We start from the raw sequence: 21713 nt of genomic DNA, 5'->3' as shown, positions 1-21713 counted from the left end.
GTTAAGGAAGCTCTATAGTTAACAGTAGCGCTTTAAAGACCTCGACGCCCTTTATTGAACTTTTCTTTTTTTGTTGCACGTGTCTGTTTTAAACGCTACTGATACTTTTCAAAGAACTTGCTGGAGAGGATTGAAGGTGGTTACTTTTAGATACATTATTGAACCCTTTTGTATCCTGAGATGTTTAACCTCATACCTCCCACATCTTCTTTCCTCTCCATTTTTATTATATCACATTATTTAATTTTTGCTAATTTAACTTTCGGATTTTTATGGTATTATAAGCAAATTTTGTAAAAATTATATTCCGGAATACTCACAGCATTTACGATGAAAATTGCATTGGTGGTGTATCAGTTTATCAGGGAAAAAGGTGGTGTGGAGAGTTATGTATTTCATTTATCCAAACAACTCCTCAGTCGCGGTCATGAAGTTCATATATTTGCACATCGATTTGGTAAAGGCCGGTATAGGGAATTAATTTGCCATCCTGTTCCAGCTATTACCTTCTGGTCACCATTAAAATACTGGACATTTGCAGTAAATGCCCCTAAGATTATTAAAAAAACACAGGTAAAATTTGATCTTGTTCACGGATTTACCCAGACTTTGTTTCAGGATATTTACCGGGTTGGTGGGGGATGCCACTGGGACTATATGATGCATACCTACCCCTTGATGCAATCTCTGTTTGGCAAGATTCTCCTATGCCTGAATCCAAGACACTTTAGCCTTCTGTTTTTAGAAAGAGCTATTTTTAAAAGGAAACACTATAAGCAGATTACCTGTATCTCCGAACAATGCAGGGAAGAAATTATACACCATTATCAATTATCTCCAGGCGACATAGAGGTTATTTATAATGGGGTAGATATCAGTATATTTACGCCCCAAAACAGAATAAGATACAGAGATGCAGTAAGGGCTAAATACGGAATTGCACCAGATGAAGTTCTCCTGTTATTTGTTGGTTCCGGTTTCAAGAGAAAAGGACTGAAATATGTCATCGAATCATTGCCCCTGGTTAATAAATCTCAAAAAGTAAAATTGCTTGTTGTGGGGAAAGGAAACGTTCGGGAATATCAACGGCTCGCAGATGAAAAAGACGTTCTCGACAAGGTGGTCTTTGCGGGGGTATCCAAACAAATTGAAGAGATATACGGGGGGGGAGATATTTTTGTTTTTCCCAGCGAGTATGATGCCTTTGGTACTGCCTGTCTTGAGGCAATGGCATCAGGACTTCCGGTTATTGCCAGCAATACCAGTGGCGTATCAGAGATTATTACCCACAGGCAAGATGGTTTCGTTATTAGCCACCCCATCGATGCAAAGGACATAGCAAATTATATTAACGTACTTCTGGAAAAGGAAAAAAGGGAACAAATCGGCCTAGCTGCAAGACAAAAGGCAGAAAGGTATTCCTTTGAAGCAAATATCGAAAAAACGCTCCGGATTTATCGTAAGGTGCTGGATACCAATCCAAGAGAATAGATGGTTGTAAATACTTTTATCAGCGATGGCATTCGATGGTCGGCAAAAGAGGTATCACCGGATGTATTAAGAGAAATGTTTCAGGCTATTCATGAAGATAAACAGTGTGAGATTGTCCGTAATGGATATTGTAAAAAAGTATTACGATACACGCATAATCAAGGGTCCTTTTACCTAAAGCAATACACGGCCAGAAATTGGCTGGAAGGCGTGAAATCATTATTTTCTTTATCAAAGGCACGGAGGGAATGGAACTACAGTCATCAACTGCTCCGAAATCAGTTGCTGGCAGCAGAACCTGTCGCGGTGGGAGAGAAGAGACGCTTCGGGATGCTGAAGGATTGTTATATCATCTCAAAGGCAGTACCAAACAGCACGACGGCAAAGGAATTATTACTTGCTATCCAACAATCACCCGTACATTTGTCAAAGAAAAATACATTCCTGAACAATCTTATTTCTTACGTTAAAACGGTACATGATCACGGTATTTTTCATGGAGAACTCCATGCTGAAAATATATTGGTAGATCGGGATAATACCACGTTATTTTACTTGCTAGACCTCGGACGAGTAGCATTTAAAAAGAGACCTCCATTATCGTTACGGATTCGAGAACTATCGAGGTTATTATATTCTGTCACAGAGACATGTACCAATGAAGAAATAACAAGGCTGATAGATAATTATGCAAGTCAGTTGTTGGTTTCCAAAGACAGGGAAATTTTTCGCAGGGCTGTCTTGAAAGAAATTTACAAGATTAAGTACAGACTCTGGCACAGTAGAACAAAAAAATGTTTAAAAACGAATAATGTATTCAAGGTTACTACCCATGCCAGTTATACAGTAAACATGCGAAATGAATGGGAAGTTAGCACACTGGCTTCTTTGATCAAGAAACATATGCTTTCTTTCAAGGAACGGCTCGGTACTATTGTAAAATCATCCGCAAAAACAGGCATCACGCTTATTCCTGTATCTCACGAAGGCATTAAAAGCGTGTGCATCAAAGAATACCGATATCCAATTGCAGTGAAGAGATGCTTGTATTCCTTCTGGAGTTCTCCTGCACGAAGGGCATGGGTTGCTGCTCATGGTTTAATGGCGGCAAACTTTCGGACTCCCAAACCCATTGCACTATTTGAGGAAAAAAGAGCGGGTATACTCAAAAAAAGTTTTATTCTTATGGAAGATATTTCTGCTTGTCTTCCGTGTAACAAATATGTGAGTGAAAAGTTTCATGACCCCTGTAAGAATGCTGCATCCGGGAAGAAACGAAGGTTTATTTCCTGCTTAGCAAGGTCTTTTCAGCAACTCCACGACACAGGCATATATCACTGTGATTTAAAGGCGAATAATATCATGATTATGGAACTACCAGATAGCTGGGATTTTTTTTATCTGGATCTGGATCGGGTATCTTTTCAAAAAAAAATAACCATCAAAAAAACGGTGAAAAATTTATCCCAATTAAATGCATCTATTCCCCATTGTATTACGTATACCGATAGATTACGATTTTATCGGGTGTATGCAGGCATAAATAATCTTACGAAAGATGACAAAGAAATAGTACGGGCAATTGTTCGATTAAGCATACGGCGGAAACATGTATGGAATCCAAAAACACAGATTGTGCAGATTTCGCAAATAAATAATAATCAAAAATGAAAAAGGTCTATTTTCTTATACAAGGATGGGACCACCCTGCAAGTAGATACAGGGTATTGCAATACCTCCCTTCTCTTCAAGAAGCACAGATAGTGATGCACGTTGCATTATTTCCGAATTCCTTCTTTCAATGGATGAAACTGTTTTCAGAACTCAAAGACTATCATACCATATTTATCCAGAAGAAACGGCTGTGGCACTGGCAACTCTGGTATCTGAGAAGGAAGCGCATCAGGATCATATACGATTTCGATGATGCCATTATGTTTAAAAGCCCGGTAGATGGCGGTGGACGGTCTTTTAAAAGGCAAAGGACATTTGCCAGGATGGTACGGTGCAGTGACCAGATTATAGCCGGAAATCAGTACCTGAAATCAAAAGCTATACCCTATAACAAAAATATAGCTATCTTACCAACTGCAATTGACACAAGGAAATATACGACAAAAGATTATCGCAGAAGCAAAGAAAAGATTACCATTGGCTGGATAGGAAGCAAGTCTTCTCTCCCGTTCTTAAAGGAGTTAACCCCTGCCTTTGATCATGTAGCAAGCCAATACAAATCTGTAGAACTAAAGATTATTTGTAACGATTTTTTCGAGTGCAAACGGATGTCGGTTATAAAAAAAAGGTGGGCACTCAAGGATGAAAATGCGGATTTACAGGACATTGATATTGGTCTGGCGCCTTTGCCTGATCATGAATGGACAAAAGGTAAATGCGCGACCAAATTACTCCAATATCTCTCTGTGGGAATTCCTGTTGTATGTTCTCCTGTAGGGGTGCATAATGAGATTATACAGGAAGGGATGAACGGCTTATTTGCTGCCTCCACACAAGAATGGATCGAAAAGGTGAGTCTTCTCATAAAGGATAAGGCCCTTCGGGAACGTATCGGACTGGAAGGAAAGAAAACGGTGGAATTTTCTTATTCCCTGAAAGCAAATATACCGAAATTTATCAGCATCATAAAAGAACTGTAACCGAAAATCAGCGCTTCTGAATGTATAACCATGAATGACAATCGTTCTCTCGTTAGTGTAATATTGCCCACATATAACTGTGCGCAGTTCTTGCCGGACTCTCTGGGGTCTGTTTTATTGCAAACGTATGATCTGTACGAGATTATTGTAGTTGATGATGGTTCTACAGATAATACAAAAGAAGTATTGATTCCGTTCATGCAAAAGATCAAGTACATACATCTGGAACAAAACAGAGGGCTCCCTACGGCAAGAAATGTCGGCATTCAATCAGCTCAAGGCAAGTATGTAGCCTTTCTTGATGCAGATGATCTATGGTTGCCGGAAAAATTACAGGCAGACATGGAACATTTTGACAAACACCCGGAGGTCAGTATGGTATATTCAAAACACATAAATATCGATGAAAAAGGATATGCGCTTGATGGGTATCAGAAGAGACGATTGCCATCCGGTAATATTTTTATCCAGTTATTTTCCGAACAGAATTTTATCATATGCTCATCTGCGGTAGTACGAAAAGAGGTATTTGAGACAACCGGTTTTTTCGATGAACAACTTTTTAATTGCCAGGATTGGGATATGTGGCTACGCATTGCATTTTATTTTAAAATCTCAGGGATCGATAAACCGCTGGTTAAATATAGACATAATCCACGTTCTTTGAGCAAAAATAGGGATAATGTCTTAAAATATCAAAAACAGGTCATAGATAAAACCTACACTGCATTCAAAGATACGATGTGCGGAATCAGTGAAAGACTTTATAAAAAGCGGCTGGCTTTGCATTATGCAAAGGCCGGTCGATATTATTTACGGATAGGGAATAAACGCCTGGCAAATGAAAGTTTCCGTCTGTCTTTGAAATATGATCCATTACATTTTAGAACGCTAAGATACTATTTCCGGTTATGGTAATCACCCAACCCGAACGAGTCAGAAGTGTAAAATGGAAACTGAAAAAACAAACGATCACGTTAATCTCCCTTACCAAACTAGGGGGAAACAGGGGGGTTGTGATTTTTCCCGAATGAGTGCTATATACAACCCCCGCTGTCACCCTTTTCTTGGGGGGATTTTTATGCTCTTATCGCCATAAAAATCGCATAAATAAAAATTTCTATATAATCAAGTTACTTTGTTATTCACGATAAATAGTTAGAAATATATGGTTAAAACAAAGAAAGAGAGTAGGGAAGGTCTGCTGAAGCATCCACTCCCATATTTTTTGAATAAGAAAATCCGCCATCTGATTATGAGGACGACAAACCTGTTCCCGCGCGAGGTAAAGAAGGAGCAAATCAATCTTCCAAAAGAACAAATAAAAAAGATCTTGCTGGCGCGTGCCAACTTTCGCATAGGAAATGCCATCCTTGCAATACCGGCCATAAATATATTCCGGAAAAATTTCCCCCATGCCACTATTGATTTTGTTGGGTCTCCTGCATCAGGATTACTTTATAAACATCTGCCTATTGATCACCACTATAGCATAACCCGCCGTTTCCCGGGTATTTTATGGGCTTATTTCTCTCTCGTGAGTAAAATCAGATCCATGAAGTATGATCTGGCAGTTGATGTGAGTTGTTCACAGTCAATGACGAGTTCATTTATCGTGGGATTTTCCGGGGCGCGCTTTCGCGCCGGATCTCAGGGGAAATGGGACCGTTGGTTTAACATTTCCATTCCGAGGCCGGCGGAAAACAACAAGTATAAAGTCCTGCCGGTATTTTTCCATGCCATGAGAATGGAAACACAACAGGTATTTCCACAACTGATATTGTCTTCCGAAGAAAGGGATGAAGGGAAGAGGAAAGTAACGGCATTGATTGGAGTGAATCAGGTTCCTGTTGTTGGGGTTTTTGTTGGTGGCAGGAAATCGAAAGGGAAAAAATGGCCTGCGGAGAATTTCCTGAAACTGATTACAACCCTTCGTGCTCAGGGAATACACGTTATCGTTTTTTTTGGGCCTGATGAAAAAAAATTGATGGGGTTTTTTGGACAATCATTGGGTAAGGATGTCCCCCTCATCCTTGAACCTTCATTGAGAACGTTTGCATCTATGGTTTCACATTGCAATCTCTTCATTACTTGTGATAGTGGCCCGATGCACCTTTCCTGTGCATTGGGTGTGCGTACCATTGCACTATTTCTCAAGCGTAATTTTAACCGCTGGGGTCCCCCGCCGGATATTGCGCAAATCATTTACAATTCTGAAGGAATCCTGGTTGAAGATGTCCTGAAAGTTGCTGATGAAGAGTTATGTAACATCTCACTTTTCTGATTCACCAAATGTGGTTAAAATGAAAAATGTTTGCATTTCAATGTTGCTGTTTCGATGATCAGGTTATCCTGCGGCTGTAAAGCTTAATTTCCATTTTTCACTTTTTTCTATGATTGCCCTGAATTTTATCATTGTAAACTGGAATACCAGGGATCTATTAATACATTGCATAGACTCAATTTATACAACGGTTACCGGTCTGAGTTACCGAATATCTGTAGTCGATAATGGTTCCGGGGATGACAGTGTAAAAGCCTTGCATAACCAATTTCCGCAGATTTTCGTCATAGAAAACCGGGAGAACAGGGGATTTGCTGCCGCTGTGAACCAGGCATTGGAGAAAAATGTCGCCAGATATACCTATAGTGTATTGCTCAACACTGACACTCTCTTACAGAAAGGCGCCATACAGGCAATGTATTCATTCATGGAACAGCATAAAGACACTGGAATCGTTGGCGCACAACTGCAAAAACCTGATGGCACAAGGCAGCATAGCTATGATAATCATCCTACCCTGGCAACAGAACTTTTCAATAAAAGTGTATTGCGGTGGCTCTTTCCTAAGAGATATCCCAGTAAAAAGATGCAGGCAACACAACCTGTAGAGGTGGAATCAGTTATTGGAGCATGTATGATGATAAGGAACAAGGCAATAGAGGATGTTGGGAAATTGAATGAAGATTACTTCTTTTTTCTCGAGGAAACCGATTGGTGCTATCGCATGCAAAAGGGAGGTTGGAAGGTGTATCATGTACCGGATGCCAGGGTCATTCATCTGGGAGGACAGAGCAAGAAGAGGGCGCCATGGCAATCACAGGTAGAGTATTGCCGTTCGCTGTATACTTTTTTCAGGAAAAACAGGTCCGCCTTTTCGTATATCATGCTTCGGACATTCTATCTGGCAAAAATTACTCTGAATTTAGCCACAAATATCATTGGCAATGTGTTCGTATTCTTTCAAAATGAAAAATTGCGCTATCGGCTATCAATATACACGAAGCTTTTTCTGTGGCATCTTTTCTTATGCCCTGATTGGATGGGTTTAAAACCTGGTAAAAAAAGAGATAAGAAAAACTAATTTAAGAATTCATCATGGATAATAAGCATATTACATCCTATACAAGCCTCATTGCAGAGTATACTTTTATTGCTTATTTTTTTGTCATCTCTTTTTTTCCATTCAGTGCAGATATCCTGAAATTATTGTGCCTTTTGACTGTTATCGGGTGCTGGACGGCGAAGATGCTGTCCGAAAAGAAGGTGCTTTTCATGAAAACAGAGCTCACAGTGCCTATCTTTTCATTCCTTTTGTGTTCGTTGGCGGCCTCATTTCATTCGGTTCGTATCCAATACAGCCTTGGAACGATATTCCATGATTATCTCACATACTTTATTATCTTTTTTTGCATGGTGAATACCATTCAAAGTCAGGAGCAGATAAAACGCATCGTAACAGCCATGCTCATTACCTGTGGCCTCGTGTGCACATACGGATTGTATGGATATTACACGGGAATAGCTATCCGTGACGAAAGACTTGTGGCCACCTTTGAATATCATTCCCGGATTGCAAAATATATATCGTTAGTATTGCCTATTGCTGTCTGCTTATTTTTCTATTACAAAAAGAGAGTAAGCCGCCTGTGTGTAACCGTTCTCATTTTCCTATGCAGCTTTTCTTTAATCTTAACCATGAACAGGACAAGCTGGGTGGCTATTTTAGTTACAACGTTTTTTATCTGTTTTGCCGCTCAAAAGAGGTACCTGATATTTCTATTGATTGGCATGTGTACCTTATGTATCTTCATCTTACCCTCCAGGTTTATCACGCAGGTAAAAACCGTTGCACAGGTTAATAAATTTTTCACATCCGAAGAAATCCTGGGCGAACGGTTGTTATGCTGGAAGGCATCAATCGCCATAGTTAAAGATCATCCTGTGTTAGGCATAGGGCCAGGCAAAAGGAATTTTCGAGACGTATATCAACAGTACGCAGAAAAAATAAGAAATACGGAAAAACAGCAAAAAAACGAAACGGTTGGCCAATCCCAGGAAACAAAGGTCAAAAGAAAGGCCAGAATAAAGAATATTGAAAGATTATCCCATCCGCATAATGTCTTTCTTCATCTCCTGGTAGAATCAGGTATCCTTGGTTTGCTGACATTCCTGTGGCTGTTTGCAATGGTATTTTATACAGCGATAAGATCATGGCGGCTTTCAAGATCAGAATATGAAAAGGCGCTTTTGATGGGTATCGCGGCAAGTCTCATTTCCATCTTTTTGCACGGTTTTACCGATAGCTTCTGGAAGAAACCCGATGCGCTGTTTCTCTGGCATATCATTGGAATATTATTCGTTGTTATTCATCATGCGTCAAACTGTGAACAAACAAATAATTGCTATAATAAAGAAGTATGAAGGTATCCGTTATTCTGGTAAATTACAATTCCGCTGTGCTTCTCCGGCAGTGTTTGAAATCGATTTACGAACAAACAAAGGAAATTTCCTTCGAGATTATTGTTGTTGATAATGCATCTTCTGATAACAGCAGGCAGGTTGTCCGTTCGGAGTTTCCCACCGCTCAACTTATCGAAAGTTCAGGAAATCTTGGCTTCAGCCGGGGAAACAACCTTGGCGCGAGCCTGGCAAAAGGTACATATCTTTTGTTTCTCAATACAGATACGATTCTTTTTGAGAATTCAATCAAAGTACTAGCAGGTTTTCTTGATACATATCCGGAGGTTGGGGCAGTGGGTCCCAAGATCCTTTTTGAGGATAGATACTTCCAGCTTTCCGCTGGCCGGCTCCCCAACCTTTTGGGAGAATTTTTTGACAAAATTATATATTCCCTCGCTCGCAGATGGCACACAGTTATGTGCCCTTTATTGGAGCGGCGATTTAACAAAACAAAGGCCGTTGGTTGGTTAACCGGCGCATGCTTCATGGTTCGTCAAAAGGCCTTTGTGCAGGTCAACGGCTTCGATGAAAAGATATTCATGTACTTCGAAGATAAAGATCTCTGCAAACGGATCAGCTTATCCGGATGGCAAATTATGTACTACCCATTGACATCTATTGTCCACTTGCTCGCGGGAAGCTCCGGTACTGTTGATAAGCAAAAAATCAACGAATTCTATCGCACCAGCCAGATCTACTACTATCACAAGCACCTGGGATGGTTACAGTCTGAAATACTCCGATTGTATCTCCGCGCAACGGGAAAGCTGCAATGTCTGTAAAGAAAATCCGTGTTTTGGAAATGATTGATGATGCAAGCATTGGTGGCGGTCAAGTTCACGTGTTGATGCTTGCAAAGTATCTTGACCGTGGGAAATTTGAAGTCGGTATAGCATGTAAAGGTCAAGGTTTTCTGGTAGATGAAGCCGGCAAGCTGGACATCGATACCATTTCCGTCTCCATGGATAATCATATTAGTTTGAAAACCCTTCGTGAAGTTGCACAAATGTTTCGCCGGTCAAATTTTGATATCCTCCATACCCACGGCGGTACGGCTGGTTTTTGGGGACGAATAGGTGCCTTTGTTGCGGGCAGACCCATTGGGCGTATCCATAGTTATCACGGCATGCATTACCTGAGTAAAAACCATGCATTCCCCCGCCATTTGCGGGTGATAGACCGACTTCTTCTCTGCCTGACCGACAAGGTCATTTGCGTTTGCCCATCCGATTACCGGAAAGGGTTAGAGGCAGGAATCGTAAGCAAAAAGAAAGGCGTCATAATTCACAATGGAATTGAGATAAAAAGATTCCAGAATCTCAAGGAAAGAAAAGCATTGAGAACTCAATACGGACTTGACGGATCCGCCATAGTGTTTGGAAACGTGGGACGTCTTCATATGCAAAAGGGACAACGTTATCTTCTTGAGGCATTTCAGGCAGTAAAGAGCAGGCAACCTCACGCCCGGCTATGGATTATCGGAGAAGGTGAACTTAAATGCGAGTTGGAAAAACTAGCGCAGGAATTGGATATTCATGGCTCGGTTCACTTTTTCGGTGCAAGAACGGATGTTCATGAGCTTTTGCCTGCCATAGATGTCTTTGTTTTGTCATCTTTATGGGAGGGACAACCCATCTCAATCCTGGAGGCAGGTGCAGCCGGAAAACCCGTGATTGCCACGAACATTGATGGCATAGCAGACATTTTGGTTAACGAAAAAAATGCGCTCTTGGTGCCGGCAAAAGACCCGAATGCCCTTGCGGCTGCAATGATGAGACTGATCGAAGATACCGGACTAAGAAACTACCTTTCAGCTTCTATGAAAACCACGATATCTGATAACTTTACTGCAGAAAAAATGACGAAGCGAATTGGAGACCTTTATCAGGCAACATACTCTAAGCGCTTTGGGAAGGGATAGCAATTGGCTCTATTATAATTCACTATGTGCTATGCCGCAATCAAAAAGAGTAACTCGAAATACTATATCAAGCACTCTACAGCGGCTATGGCAACCTTTATCACGTTTTCCTCCCCAGCCTTAAGCGACTCTTTTGTTATCTTCCCTGTGCCACCCTCGTTCACCACACCTGTTATACACCCCCCTCTGAGACCCAAGGAAGCCGTAAGAGTTAAGATAGTTGATGATTCCATCTCATAATTTAACACATGCAGTCTCTGCCATTCTTTCGTTGCTCCCTGAAATCTTCTGAGTACATATTTTGAGAATGAATCGTATCGCTCCTCACCGGGATAAAATGTATCTGAAGACGCTGTTACACCCACATGATATCGCACTGTTGCTTTTTTTGCACCTTCAACAAGGGCATTGAGAATCTCATAATGGGCAACTGCGGGATATTCAATGGGCGCATAATGAGTTGATGCCCCGTCAAGACGCACAGAACCAGAGGTGATAATAACATCTCCAATATTGATATGCTCTTGAATGGCGCCCGTTGTTCCCACCCGAATGAATGTGTCAATTCCCAGTTGTGCCAGCTCATCAATTGCTATGGATGCAGAGGGACCACCAATACCCGTTGAAGTAATAAGAAGCCGTTTGCCTTTTATCTCAGCAAGATATGTACAAAACTCCCTTTTCCATGCTAATTTTCTGTTGTACGTTCCGTAAATCCCGGAAATTGTCTCCGCAATAACCTGTGACCTGAAAGGGTCGCCGGGCAGTAATGCAATTTTTGCGCCTTGTATCTTTTCGCTATCAAGATCTAAGTGATATACGGAGTTCATACCATTAAAACCTTTAAGAATTGCTTTTGATAGGTTTAGTCTAAAGGATAAATATATTAAAACGGTCCGATTGGCAGCTAAATGCGGTATTAAGTACCTCTCAAATTATATTCTTCCTAAATCCTGCAACAAGGCTTAGCCTTGTTGCAGGATTTAGGTTATATAATTCTTTGTCGCCTAAACAAAAAGAGGAATTCCGTAATTTTGTTTATAACAATCGATTTAATAGTGATACATGCTCAAAATATCCAAAAGTAAATGAATTATTATCACATTATAAAAAACACAATTTGGGAAAAATAATGACTGAACGCATTACGTCCGATCCTCAGGTTTGTGGTGGTGAACCCTGTATCAAGGGAACCCGCATCCCTATACGTATAATATTAAGTCACATTGCTGCAGGGAAAGATTGCGCCACAATCGTGAAACAGCTTCCCCGCATTCAGAAGAAAGATATAATTGCCTGTTTAGAGTACGCAGCATATCTGGCTACTGAAAAATCAGTACTATAAAGTTTTTGCTTTTTATAGAAAAGCAAAAACCGGAGAAAGTCTTATCTTTAACCCTGGAAGCAGCGATGACTCCAGCTCATTGTTTTCAGAAAAGCTTTTTACAGGTACAAGTACCCCTTCTTTCAGACAATATATTTCTATCGTTTTTCCTTCAGGGTCAACAATCCAGTATTCTTTAACTCCAAATTTTGCATAGAGTCTCTTTTTTTTCATTAAATCGTTATATGCGGTAGATTCTGAAAGTATTTCAATCACAAGGTCAGGGGCACCCTGAATATTGTTTTTGCCAATAATATGGGTTCTTTCTTGAGAAATGAAAAGGATGTCGGGCTGGACGACATTTTCCTCATCAAGATAGACATCACACGGGGCATCAAACACCCTGCCGAGCTTCTTTTCTCTCACAAAGCGTTCTATTTCATACTCTATATTTTTTGATATCCATTGATGATAAGGAATCGGCGATGGTGCCATCAGTATTAGTTCACCTCCTATCAATTCATATCTCTTATCGTCTGGCATATTGAGATAATCTTTATAGGTATACCTTTTTTTATCAGTAATTGATGTCATATTCAGACCTCCCGGACTTAAATCAGAACTCCAGCTACTTCAGGCCACAGCGCGCACTGTTAGGGTGAAAGACCGTTCGCCCTTACAATTTTTTCTTGTTACACTACGTGTTCACTGCAATACAGAATTTATAAAATCTACCTTTTCAGGTTTTTTTCGTGAACTTCGTGTTCTTCGTGGTTAAAATCTTTTTGGTTGTGGCTTCGCAGCGCTGTGGTTAATTTGGAAATTTTATGTATAATAAATAAAAGTTCCTATTTATATATTATAATATTCTTCAAAGTATACTGCAATTACAATGCACAGGCGATAGCACGTTTCGCTCATGCATTTCTAAAAAATAAATATGATTAATATCAAACCTTATGATTGCCTGAAATCTTCACAGGAGATCAGGCAATGGTATGAAAATAATTATCACTTACTTTCACTGGCTGGATTATGGTTAAGGGGGGGAGAACCCAATACCATGGACCCTGCCTTGTTTCATGAGGCAGGGCTACGATTTCTGATTTGCAGGCTGTCAACATATCGTGATGTATCCATTTCTATCTCTCACCCACTGATAGCCCAGATTGCACAAGAGGTTGAAGGCGTTTTCACGGATTTTGCATTCCTCCCGCCCCCTAAAGATCTGGAGGTGATGACTGCCTCGAAAATTCCCCTTTGGGTAGGTACCACCACGAAAGAACCTCCCTGTTCGTTCGATGTCCTTGGTATTAGCAACTCCTTTGTACTGGAATTGCTGAACCTCCCGAAACTTCTTCATTTTTCGGGCATCCCTCTCTTTAAAAACGAACGCATGATATGTCAGGACATCCCGCTTATTGTGCTGGGGGGCGCCAGTTCGGCAGTCACTTCAGTACTGCACGGACCTATTAAAGAGCAGGGATTTGAAAATAATCATGGTCTTGTAGATGCCGTGTTTATTGGTGAAGGAGAATATTCCATAAAACAATTTCTGGAAATTGTGAAAAAAGGGAAGGCGCAGGGACTCCGTAAAACTGAAATTCTCAATACATGTCATGGAAAGGTTGATGGATTCTACGAACCGGATAAATACGAGCATCGGTATAAAGTGGTTGTGCAGAATCCACCAGAGATACAAACGATACCAGAAAAAATATGTAGCGAACAAAAAGAAACCCACGTTGACCAAAGATTCACAAAAAAGTCCTCCCTTGATTCCGATCTGGGAGATGAAAATACCCCCACTCTATCCCCCCCTTCGCAAGGGGGGAACGTAGGGGGGGTAAATCAAAACATATTCCCATATCCACCCCGCAAAGAGGCAGTAAAGAATCTCTTTTCAGAGGAAAGTGTTTTAGTAGAAGTTAAACCGAAAGAACCTTATGTTTCATATCCGGTAAAAAGTGCGACCGTCTATGATCTTGATCAGGCGAGAACGCTGGAATCAGGTCCCCTGTGGTACGAGACAGAAAGCCTCGGTATCGGAAGTTTGCAAATCAGTAACGGATGCCCATGCTTTTGTGCCTTCTGCGCTGAAAGCTGGGAGAGAAAACCGTACCGGGAACGGTCATTATCGAAGCTTTTGGAATCGATGAAGGCAGCAAAAGCACAGCAAGGACTTGATACCGTCAATCTCCTGAGTTTTAACTTCAACACCCATGCGGAACTGTATCCCATGATCCTATCATTTTATAGGGAAATGGCCAGCGTCAGCCTCAAGAGCCAGCGGTTTGATTTGCTGTCCACCGACCGGTTCCTTGTCGGGGTACAACAGATAATCGGAAAGACAACGGTTAGCTGTGGAATGGAAGGTATCAGCGAGCGTCTACGACGTTACCTGCACAAGAATCTTACGGAAGAACAGATCTATAAGGCCTGCGAGTTCTTGTTTGAGAGGGGCATCAGAGAACTGAAGATATTTTTAATTAGCACAGGATTGGAACAAGCGGAAGATTTTGGGGAATTTGGGAGATTTGTAAAGCATATTGGGGATTTGAAAAGTATGTTGGATAGCAACGTACGCATTATCTTTAGCCTGACGCCCCTCTATTATCCACCGTATACACCTCTGCAATTCCATGAGTGTTTAACGGCTATTGAAGAGAAAAAGCAGATGCGAAGGGAAATCGAGCGTATCTGTAAATTGAATGGCATGGAATTCCGGGAAAGCGCATCACATGAAGAGATATGGCTGACGCAACTGCTGGCAATGGGCGATAGAAGGCTAACGTCCGCCCTTATCCGCTCATCCCTTACGGATAGTTTTGTCTACTATAATACCATACCCAAACAGATACTCAGGAATTGGCGGAATTATCTGATGGAATTGGGATTATCCGAAGAAAATTACTTTCGTGCAAAGGGGAAAGACACAATTTTCCCCTGGGATGATATCGATTTGGGCATTTCCAAGAAATTTTTGTGGGAAGAATATGAGCGTTCAATCCATTTTACCGAGCGTGAGTACTGCCTGGGTCGTCCACAGGTCGAAGCACAATGCCTGGGATGCGGGGCTTGCCCAACGGCTGCCCAGAGAAAAAAGATCACACACCATACGATTTCTCAACCCTTTCTTTTGGAAGAACTTTACAAAATTGCAAAAAGCAAACAAAACTTGCTCATATTAAGAGCTGTTGTGGAGGTCGAGCCCACCCTGCGTTTAGTTCAAAAACGATTTATAGGAGTGGCCATTGCACGTGCCCTTATGCTTGCCATGCCCGAAGTTGTATCCTATTATCAATCATTGTTTACACATTTAAGAGATTTTGGAGAAGAAAAGGCCGCGGTTGATTTTACTCATGGTATCAATGTTTATCACCTGGCTTTTTTATCAAACGACAGAACAAAAGACCTGCTGAATAATGGGACTCTTTCCCAAAAGCTCACTGGAATACAGACATATTGTCGTGGATTCAGGATCAAGGAATTTGTTTTAGATCCTGGTGATATGCCGGATGTGCACTATATCCTTTATAAGATATGTTTCACGAAAGAATTTACAGCATCTTTTCTACAGCAAAAACTGGGAGAATACCTTCACGCAAATTATGTAAAGCATACGTTGTTAAAAAGGGAAGGTCAGACGATATTCAAGGTAGATACAAGATATAAAAAGAATGCCGTTGTCCTGTATGCGAGGATTTACAAAACCCAGCAAATGAAAGAGCCGGATGCCGAATTTTCAATTTTCATGGTAGTATCAAAACGTTTTCATATCCAGGAATTTTTAATGACTTGCTACGGATTCGGGAGGAAAAAGGAAATCGTTCGTACGCAGATAGAGGCCCTGGGATATTACGGGAAAAATCCTGTTTTGCAAAATGTTGAAAGATGTGCGTCGTGTAACGACTCTATCAGTGAAACGTTTCTCTTTGGTCAACCCTTTGGAGAACACCGATGCCTTGTTTGCAGCATTGACAGGAAAATGATGTAATGCCAATGGATGGTAACGAAAAAACTCGGCTCTCATTCCTGCGAAAGCAGGAATTCGGATATTCTCCACTTTTCCACATGAAATCCCAATGTTTACATGAAGTCCACCGGTTCTCTCGCCGGATCCCCATGTAAGTTAAAAATGAGGCATGCTATGTGTGTTTCTGTGCCCAGCGCAAGTGCAGGGTATCGAGTTTGTAATGATGCAACACCTGTACCTTGTGTTCGGGGAAGCCAAGGAAGTTGCTGAAGTAAAAGAGGAAGACCAGCAGAGTGTCTAATTTAACGATAAAAAATCCCTTTATCACCATAAACGGCGCAACCAGTGACGTATAGTGAAGAAGGTATTCCCATGCCAGGACGATGCCTAGTCCAGGCACGCCTACAATGGAAAGACCGGCTATAAACAGCAATAAATTCGCAAGGGGCGAACGGGAAAGCCTTGCGGTGTAGCTTGCAGAACCCTCACTGCCAGTTGTAAAACGGTATACCGAGTAGAAGGCAAGCCCCGCAAAGGCAACAGCTAAGGCCGTCATTGCAATTCCGTAAAGCAGGTTTGATGCGTCCAGATGCCTCAACAGGAGCAGGGTGTGTTCTATTCCAACCGTGGTCGCTGAGCATGTAAGGGTTACAAAGAACATCCCCACTTTTCTAATATTGCAGAACGTTAGCACGTTGAAACCAACCGCCAACGCAAACAGTATCTCATCTTTTGCGTTAACATATTTCCAATTGATAATGAAGGCCGTAACGGCATCTCCACTGGCATAAGCAGCAGATTCCAGATTAAATAAGTTTCTATCGAGAATAAACATTACGATACTAAAGGCTACCCATGTCACAGCAATGATACCGGCAAAACGTCTCGCCGTTTTCCCGTCGAAGCGGAGGAATTTTAAACCAAGAAACCCGTCAATAAAGTCGAATGTCCGCAGGAAAAAACCGAACTCTTTGAACGAGAGCGCATAGAGCCAGGTTCGTAACCACTCGGGAAGCAGCCTGATGAAGTGTTTCCCGGTGTTGGTCATTTGGGGTAGCCGTGTCTCCATAGTATGATAAAAATGTAACAATGACGGGGTGCGCAGGAATTCAAAGGTGCGATAGATGCCATGTGACACTACGTGAACCAGCGCCAGTGTCCGTAATCCAAAGAATATTTCGATGTAGATAATGGCTAACTGTGTCATGGTGGCATATGCAATGGTATTCTTTGCGTCGGCATGCTGCCTGCTCATGTGGGTCGTAATAAAGGCCGAAAATGCGCAAATGCCAACAGCAGCGGCAATGGCATTTGCCGGATGCGAGATCGTCCATACTTCAGGCCAATACGCGGGAAGAGACCACTCGCTGGGCCAGAAGCGCAAGAGAAGGAAGATGGGAATATGCGTTGACAATGAACCGTAGAAAGCAGCGCTAGACGGTGTGGGGCCCTCCATCGCCCGCGGGAGCCATGTCCAGGGAAAAATACCGGACTTAAAGAAGCATGCGATAATCAACAAGACCATTGCCCATGCGTAGCTGCGTTCCTGAAGCACCGCGAGGCGGGCCATGTCATCGGTGTGTAAAAAGGTAAGGAGCGCTATGAGAGCGAACAGGAAGATATCGCCAGCCTCGTAAATAAACAGCACCCGCATAGCATTTTTAAGTGGATTGGTACGATGTTCATAGAAAGCAATAAGAAGCACTGAGGAAAAGCCCAGCAATTCCCAACCCATAAAGAAAAAGACGGTGTCTGAACTGAGAACGATAAGTTTTATGGCCAGATGGAAGATGAAATAGAGGGAAAAGAATTTATGATAATACGCATCGCGGTGCAGGTAAAAGAGGGAAAAGTGGCCTATGACTCCAATAATGATCGTCGCAAAGGACAGAAAGACAAACGTGATGGTGTTCCAATGCACAATGAATGGCCAGCCAAGGAAGCCGAAAGATTCGATCCGCACCGTAACCTCACGAAATCCAAGGAAATACAGGGCAACTGCGACATGGATATAGTCAGTGACGTTTCCCCATTTGACCAGCTTGCGAATTAAATATTCGTTGCGTTTCTGCTGGCTGGTAAAATAGTGGATATTTACAAAAAATATCTTGGCAATCGGGGACAGTATGAAATAATAAATGAGATAGGGAACCAGAGATGTTTCTTCCACACGGCGCTCCTAGGTAGTAATGTGTCCAAACAAGAGATGCTCCTGTTCAAGGAAAAACCGCGGATCGTCACCCTGGTATACAGGCACATCCGCCGTTTCTTCAAACTCTTCGAACCTGCCTTCTTTTCCGCCCTTCCACAAGAATATCTTTTCCTGATCCTGATCGTGAACGGCAAGGGTAATCCAGTTGTGTTTTACGAGACACTGAAAGTGTCCGGGTTGGGCAGTATATCCGAATGTCTCTCCAAGGATGGTTTCCATCATCTCCACCTTACAGCAAACGAGCAGGATCAGTCTGACAGGCTCATGTACCTCAACCATCTGCCAGGGCAGCCCCAGCTGCAGGTCGCTGAGATGTCCGTTCATTACCCCTAACAGTGAGGTAATGTTATGGGGCAATTTGGTGCCGCAGCCGTAATGTTCGTTATCAATGAAGCTAAAATAGTACTCAAGGTTAATTCCCGAGCATACCGGCCCAACCGCTCCGAGGATGTTTCTCAGGGATTTTCCGGCAGGATCAACCGTATAATTATAGGAAATCAAAAAGGAGCGCCTGTCCAGGAAAAGGTTTCTCGTCAGATACCGCGGACCTACGATAGCAATGGCATTGGTGCAGTGCCCGTACTCGGGTCTCGGCTGGGTAAAATCCATCGCCCGTCCGTGGGCATAATCGGCGAATGCCTCTTCTGACAATTCCGTTTTTACTTCATCAAAGCGCCTGCACCGCTCCTTTGCATCCAGCGCAGCCGCACGTCGAATGGCATTTATATACTTTTTCAGGCGCGGCTCAATAGGGTTGGGAAGATCGAACAGGATAACATCATCGCTGCAGGTGTTGTGATATCCACCGATGAACCTTGTTGAATCCGGGATGTTTACACCATTTTTTGCCAGCCCGGCACGCACTTCCGGCTCGTTGCAGATAGTCGCAAAAAGACGTCCGTTAGGCGCGCCGCGTCCCCCGGCGCATGCCCCACAATCATGAGCAGCCTCGTGAGGGTTATTAAGACTACTCGATCCATGTCCCAGAACAAATACATAGGGTGAAAAGTTATCTGAAAATCCGGCGCCCTTGAGGATAGCCGTAGCGCGGACAATGCGGTCTTCCAGGCTCCACCCGTTTTTGTTTTCACCGGTTTCCTTTTTGTAGATCAACTGAGTTTTGGGTTCTTGGGCGGCCAGATACCGTCGCAGCCTGGAGCTGTACTGGGGAAAAAGGATATCCATTATATAGGGAAGGAGATTAACCAGGCCGCTGAAAATCGTGTGAACAAAACTCCCGAAAAGGGTCTTGGACGCCTGCGTAATCGCCCACTGCACTCTGCCGTAGAACTGGAGTTTTTTGGGCATTGCATCTTCAGGCTTTACCGCCTTTTCGTAAATTTGCACGGATGGCTTAACCAAAGGATGAGGACACATCTTGCGGTAGTGCTTCTCCGGCGCCGCCTTAAATCTCATATCAAGGCCAAAATGACCCGCCGCACCAAGGGTTTCTGCTCCCTGATCTATCTGCTCCAGATGGCGACGGAAAGATTCTTCACGGTCGTCGATGCAGCAGAGGACCTGATAGTTCCTGGGCCTGTACTGTGGTTTCTCGATAATGGCGCACTGCCGGTATGCGGAAAGGAACTGGTTGTAAAAGGTATCCTCATAGGCGCGCTGCCAAATCTCCTGGCGATTTTCATCGGTGATCTGGGCAACCTCTTTGGGAAACGGAGCGCTCGTGTAAATACCCAGTGCATTCACGATAGCAGCAACAAAATACGGGTCATACAACGGTTCCGGCTCATAGACGGGTATTTTAAAAGTTGATATCTCACGTATGGATTCTATGGCGGCTAACTCCAGCGCGAGAATGATGGAAACGGCCTCCTCGAACACAGCTTTTACATCATGCTTTGGGACCCACTCCACCGTGGTTTCCAGCGCTTTTATGGTGCCTGCCCATCCCTTGTACCGGTAGAGGGTACGGAATATATAATCATCAAGATGTTCATCGGGAATAGCCAGCACTTTAATCAGAAAAGACGTGGCATCACTGCATTGATACTGCTTCACCAAAGCGATGATTTGTTTTAAGGTTTTGAGAAATTTCGTGCTTAAGAAACCACCCTTCGAGTAAATGTCACAAAAGCAATGCCATAGCCCCTTCTCCCGGTGCGGCATGGGCCAGTAGGCAAGACCAAAGTCAAAATAGGATGCCATAAACTTGAAGAAAATAGGTCCCATCAATTCGTCAATATCTATATTGTGGGCAGTTCGAATTGCCTCCCGGTAATAGCCGGGCCGCTGATAAGCCGTATTCTTTACAAACTGCACGATCCGGACGTCCGGCGTGGGACGGGTATGAGGCTTCTCCGTCATGAGGTCAAACAGCATTTCAGGCTGAATCGCAAGCTGATGACGTTCAATATATTCCCGGATATTCTTGAGAAGGGCATTTGCGGTGATGCGCCCCCGTTCAAACGCGAGGTGAAACTCCTCTTCGGACATAAAGGCCTTGGCGCCATACGCACGCCCCGCCTGCTTGACGCCTTCAAAAAAGTCGTATGCCTCAAAGTGGTGAATGGTGTTGTGATGAACAAAGAATGGAAGCGGGCCTTGATCAGGCATCAGGTGCTTTGCGTGTTCGATTGCGTGATTAATCTTGTCAGACATCGTTTCCGCTGATGAAAGAGAAAAACACCATAAGTAAAAAATAAAAAATTAAGGATAAACAATTCCCCGCAGAATTTGGTAAAGGGGAACAATAGAGATAGATTTACTCATTTATGATAAATTCATTTAGACGTTTCTAAATGATGGTATGGCAGTAATGGCAGCCAAAAATCGCATAACCTGTGTCTACGAGGAATGAAATGTCTCAATGAAAAACCCACCCAGATTAACTATCAATGAACTACTTTACGCAGTAAACTCAGGTAAATATGATACAGAAAATATCTTGAAATGCAAGTGCTATTTAAAAAAAGCGAAATATTATAGGGATTGTTCTCTAAAAAGCAAGTTTATTCTGAGTAAATATTTTATTTTTGATAAATTGCTTGGCAATACCCCATTCGGGCTATTAATCGGATTCACTCAATTGAAAATCTTCTGATGTATTTAGATCTGTTTATCCGGCATAAAGAAAATCGAGGTAGTCGAAGATTAAGATTTATAGCCTTTATACAGACCAATGAGGGTCAGAAAGGCGGAGATTTCATTCGTTTTGTGTTTAATCGCACAGTTTCACTTGCACTCAGTTACCTTTACCCTGCAATTCCCATAAAAAACTTGTAATTATTTCTTTTTTTGCTATAGTAGGAAATTTAATTGTGGTGAACGGTATCAGAATAATACACTATGATTCTCTTTACCCTATGCGTTTCCCGATTTTTCATTGGAATGCCCTTTTTAGAATAGATACCTTGAAAAACGTATTTCTGTCTCA

Annotated in this window: 15 protein-coding genes; 11 read left to right on the top strand and 4 right to left on the bottom strand. The window is 42.4% G+C overall.

Going from position 1 to position 21713, the window contains the following annotated elements; all coding sequences use genetic code 11:
* Positions 1-330: 330 nt before the first annotated feature.
* The 9 genes from BROSI_RS05425 to BROSI_RS05385 all read left to right on the top strand — a co-directional run bounded on the left by BROSI_RS05425 (position 331) and on the right by BROSI_RS05385 (position 10810).
* A complete protein-coding gene (locus tag BROSI_RS05425) occupies positions 331-1491 on the top strand; it encodes a glycosyltransferase family 4 protein (protein ID WP_052562748.1) in 1161 nt (386 codons plus the stop codon).
* Positions 1492-3162 (top strand): lipopolysaccharide kinase InaA family protein, encoded by a 1671-nt coding sequence (locus BROSI_RS05420; protein WP_052562747.1) that lies wholly within the window; start codon positions 1492-1494, stop codon positions 3160-3162.
* Positions 3159-4145 (top strand): glycosyltransferase family 4 protein, encoded by a 987-nt coding sequence (locus tag BROSI_RS05415; RefSeq protein WP_082059054.1) that lies wholly within the window; start codon positions 3159-3161, stop codon positions 4143-4145. Before BROSI_RS05420 ends, BROSI_RS05415 begins: the two co-directional genes overlap by 4 nt.
* Positions 4146-4175: 30 nt before the next feature.
* On the top strand, positions 4176-5063 hold the full coding sequence (locus tag BROSI_RS05410; protein WP_082059053.1) for a glycosyltransferase family 2 protein: 888 nt from the start codon (positions 4176-4178) through the stop codon (positions 5061-5063).
* 250 nt (positions 5064-5313) lie between these two features.
* Positions 5314-6429 carry a glycosyltransferase family 9 protein gene (locus BROSI_RS05405; protein WP_052562744.1) on the top strand — a complete coding sequence of 372 codons (1116 nt, stop codon included), beginning with the start codon at positions 5314-5316 and terminating at the stop codon, positions 6427-6429.
* 109 nt (positions 6430-6538) lie between these two features.
* Entirely contained in the window at positions 6539-7510 is a 972-nt protein-coding gene (locus BROSI_RS05400; protein ID WP_052562743.1) for a glycosyltransferase family 2 protein, read from the top strand.
* Positions 7511-7524: 14 nt separating this feature from the next.
* Entirely contained in the window at positions 7525-8850 is a 1326-nt protein-coding gene (locus BROSI_RS05395; RefSeq protein WP_052562742.1) for an O-antigen ligase family protein, read from the top strand.
* Entirely contained in the window at positions 8847-9671 is an 825-nt protein-coding gene (locus tag BROSI_RS05390; RefSeq protein WP_052562741.1) for a glycosyltransferase family 2 protein, read from the top strand. The genes BROSI_RS05395 and BROSI_RS05390 overlap by 4 nt, the downstream gene beginning before the upstream one ends.
* On the top strand, positions 9662-10810 hold the full coding sequence (locus BROSI_RS05385; RefSeq protein ID WP_052562740.1) for a glycosyltransferase family 4 protein: 1149 nt from the start codon (positions 9662-9664) through the stop codon (positions 10808-10810). Before BROSI_RS05390 ends, BROSI_RS05385 begins: the two co-directional genes overlap by 10 nt.
* 62 nt (positions 10811-10872) lie before the next feature.
* Here the strand turns inward: BROSI_RS05385 and udp are convergent, their stop codons facing one another.
* On the bottom strand, positions 10873-11640 hold the full coding sequence (gene udp, locus BROSI_RS05380; RefSeq protein WP_052562739.1) for a uridine phosphorylase: 768 nt from the start codon (positions 11638-11640) through the stop codon (positions 10873-10875).
* Between the two features lie 302 nt (positions 11641-11942).
* On the opposite strand from udp, the gene BROSI_RS19750 reads away from it, so the two are divergent.
* Positions 11943-12155, top strand: a complete 213-nt coding sequence (locus BROSI_RS19750) for a DUF433 domain-containing protein (protein ID WP_052565657.1) — start codon at positions 11943-11945, stop codon at positions 12153-12155.
* A 12-nt stretch (positions 12156-12167) separates the two neighbouring features.
* Here the strand turns inward: BROSI_RS19750 and BROSI_RS05370 are convergent, their stop codons facing one another.
* Entirely contained in the window at positions 12168-12728 is a 561-nt protein-coding gene (locus tag BROSI_RS05370; protein ID WP_052562738.1) for a Uma2 family endonuclease, read from the bottom strand.
* Positions 12729-13074: 346 nt separating this feature from the next.
* Between BROSI_RS05370 and BROSI_RS05365 the strand changes: the two genes are divergently transcribed.
* Complete coding sequence (locus tag BROSI_RS05365; RefSeq protein ID WP_052562737.1) at positions 13075-16131, top strand: radical SAM protein; 3057 nt, start codon at positions 13075-13077, stop codon at positions 16129-16131.
* Between the two features lie 151 nt (positions 16132-16282).
* Here BROSI_RS05365 and BROSI_RS05360 read toward each other — a convergent pair whose 3' ends face one another.
* A complete protein-coding gene (locus BROSI_RS05360; protein WP_052562736.1) occupies positions 16283-18280 on the bottom strand; it encodes a proton-conducting transporter transmembrane domain-containing protein in 1998 nt (665 codons plus the stop codon).
* A gap of 9 nt (positions 18281-18289) precedes the next feature.
* Positions 18290-20938 (bottom strand): DUF2309 domain-containing protein, encoded by a 2649-nt coding sequence (locus tag BROSI_RS05355; RefSeq protein ID WP_052562735.1) that lies wholly within the window; start codon positions 20936-20938, stop codon positions 18290-18292.
* Positions 20939-21713: the final 775 nt, after the last annotated feature.

Source organism: Candidatus Brocadia sinica JPN1 (genome assembly GCF_000949635.1).
GTDB classification, from domain to species: Bacteria; Planctomycetota; Brocadiia; order Brocadiales; family Brocadiaceae; genus Brocadia; species Brocadia sinica.
Note: the sequence above shows the minus strand (reverse complement) of the source record. Positions and strands in the feature narration are given on the sequence as shown.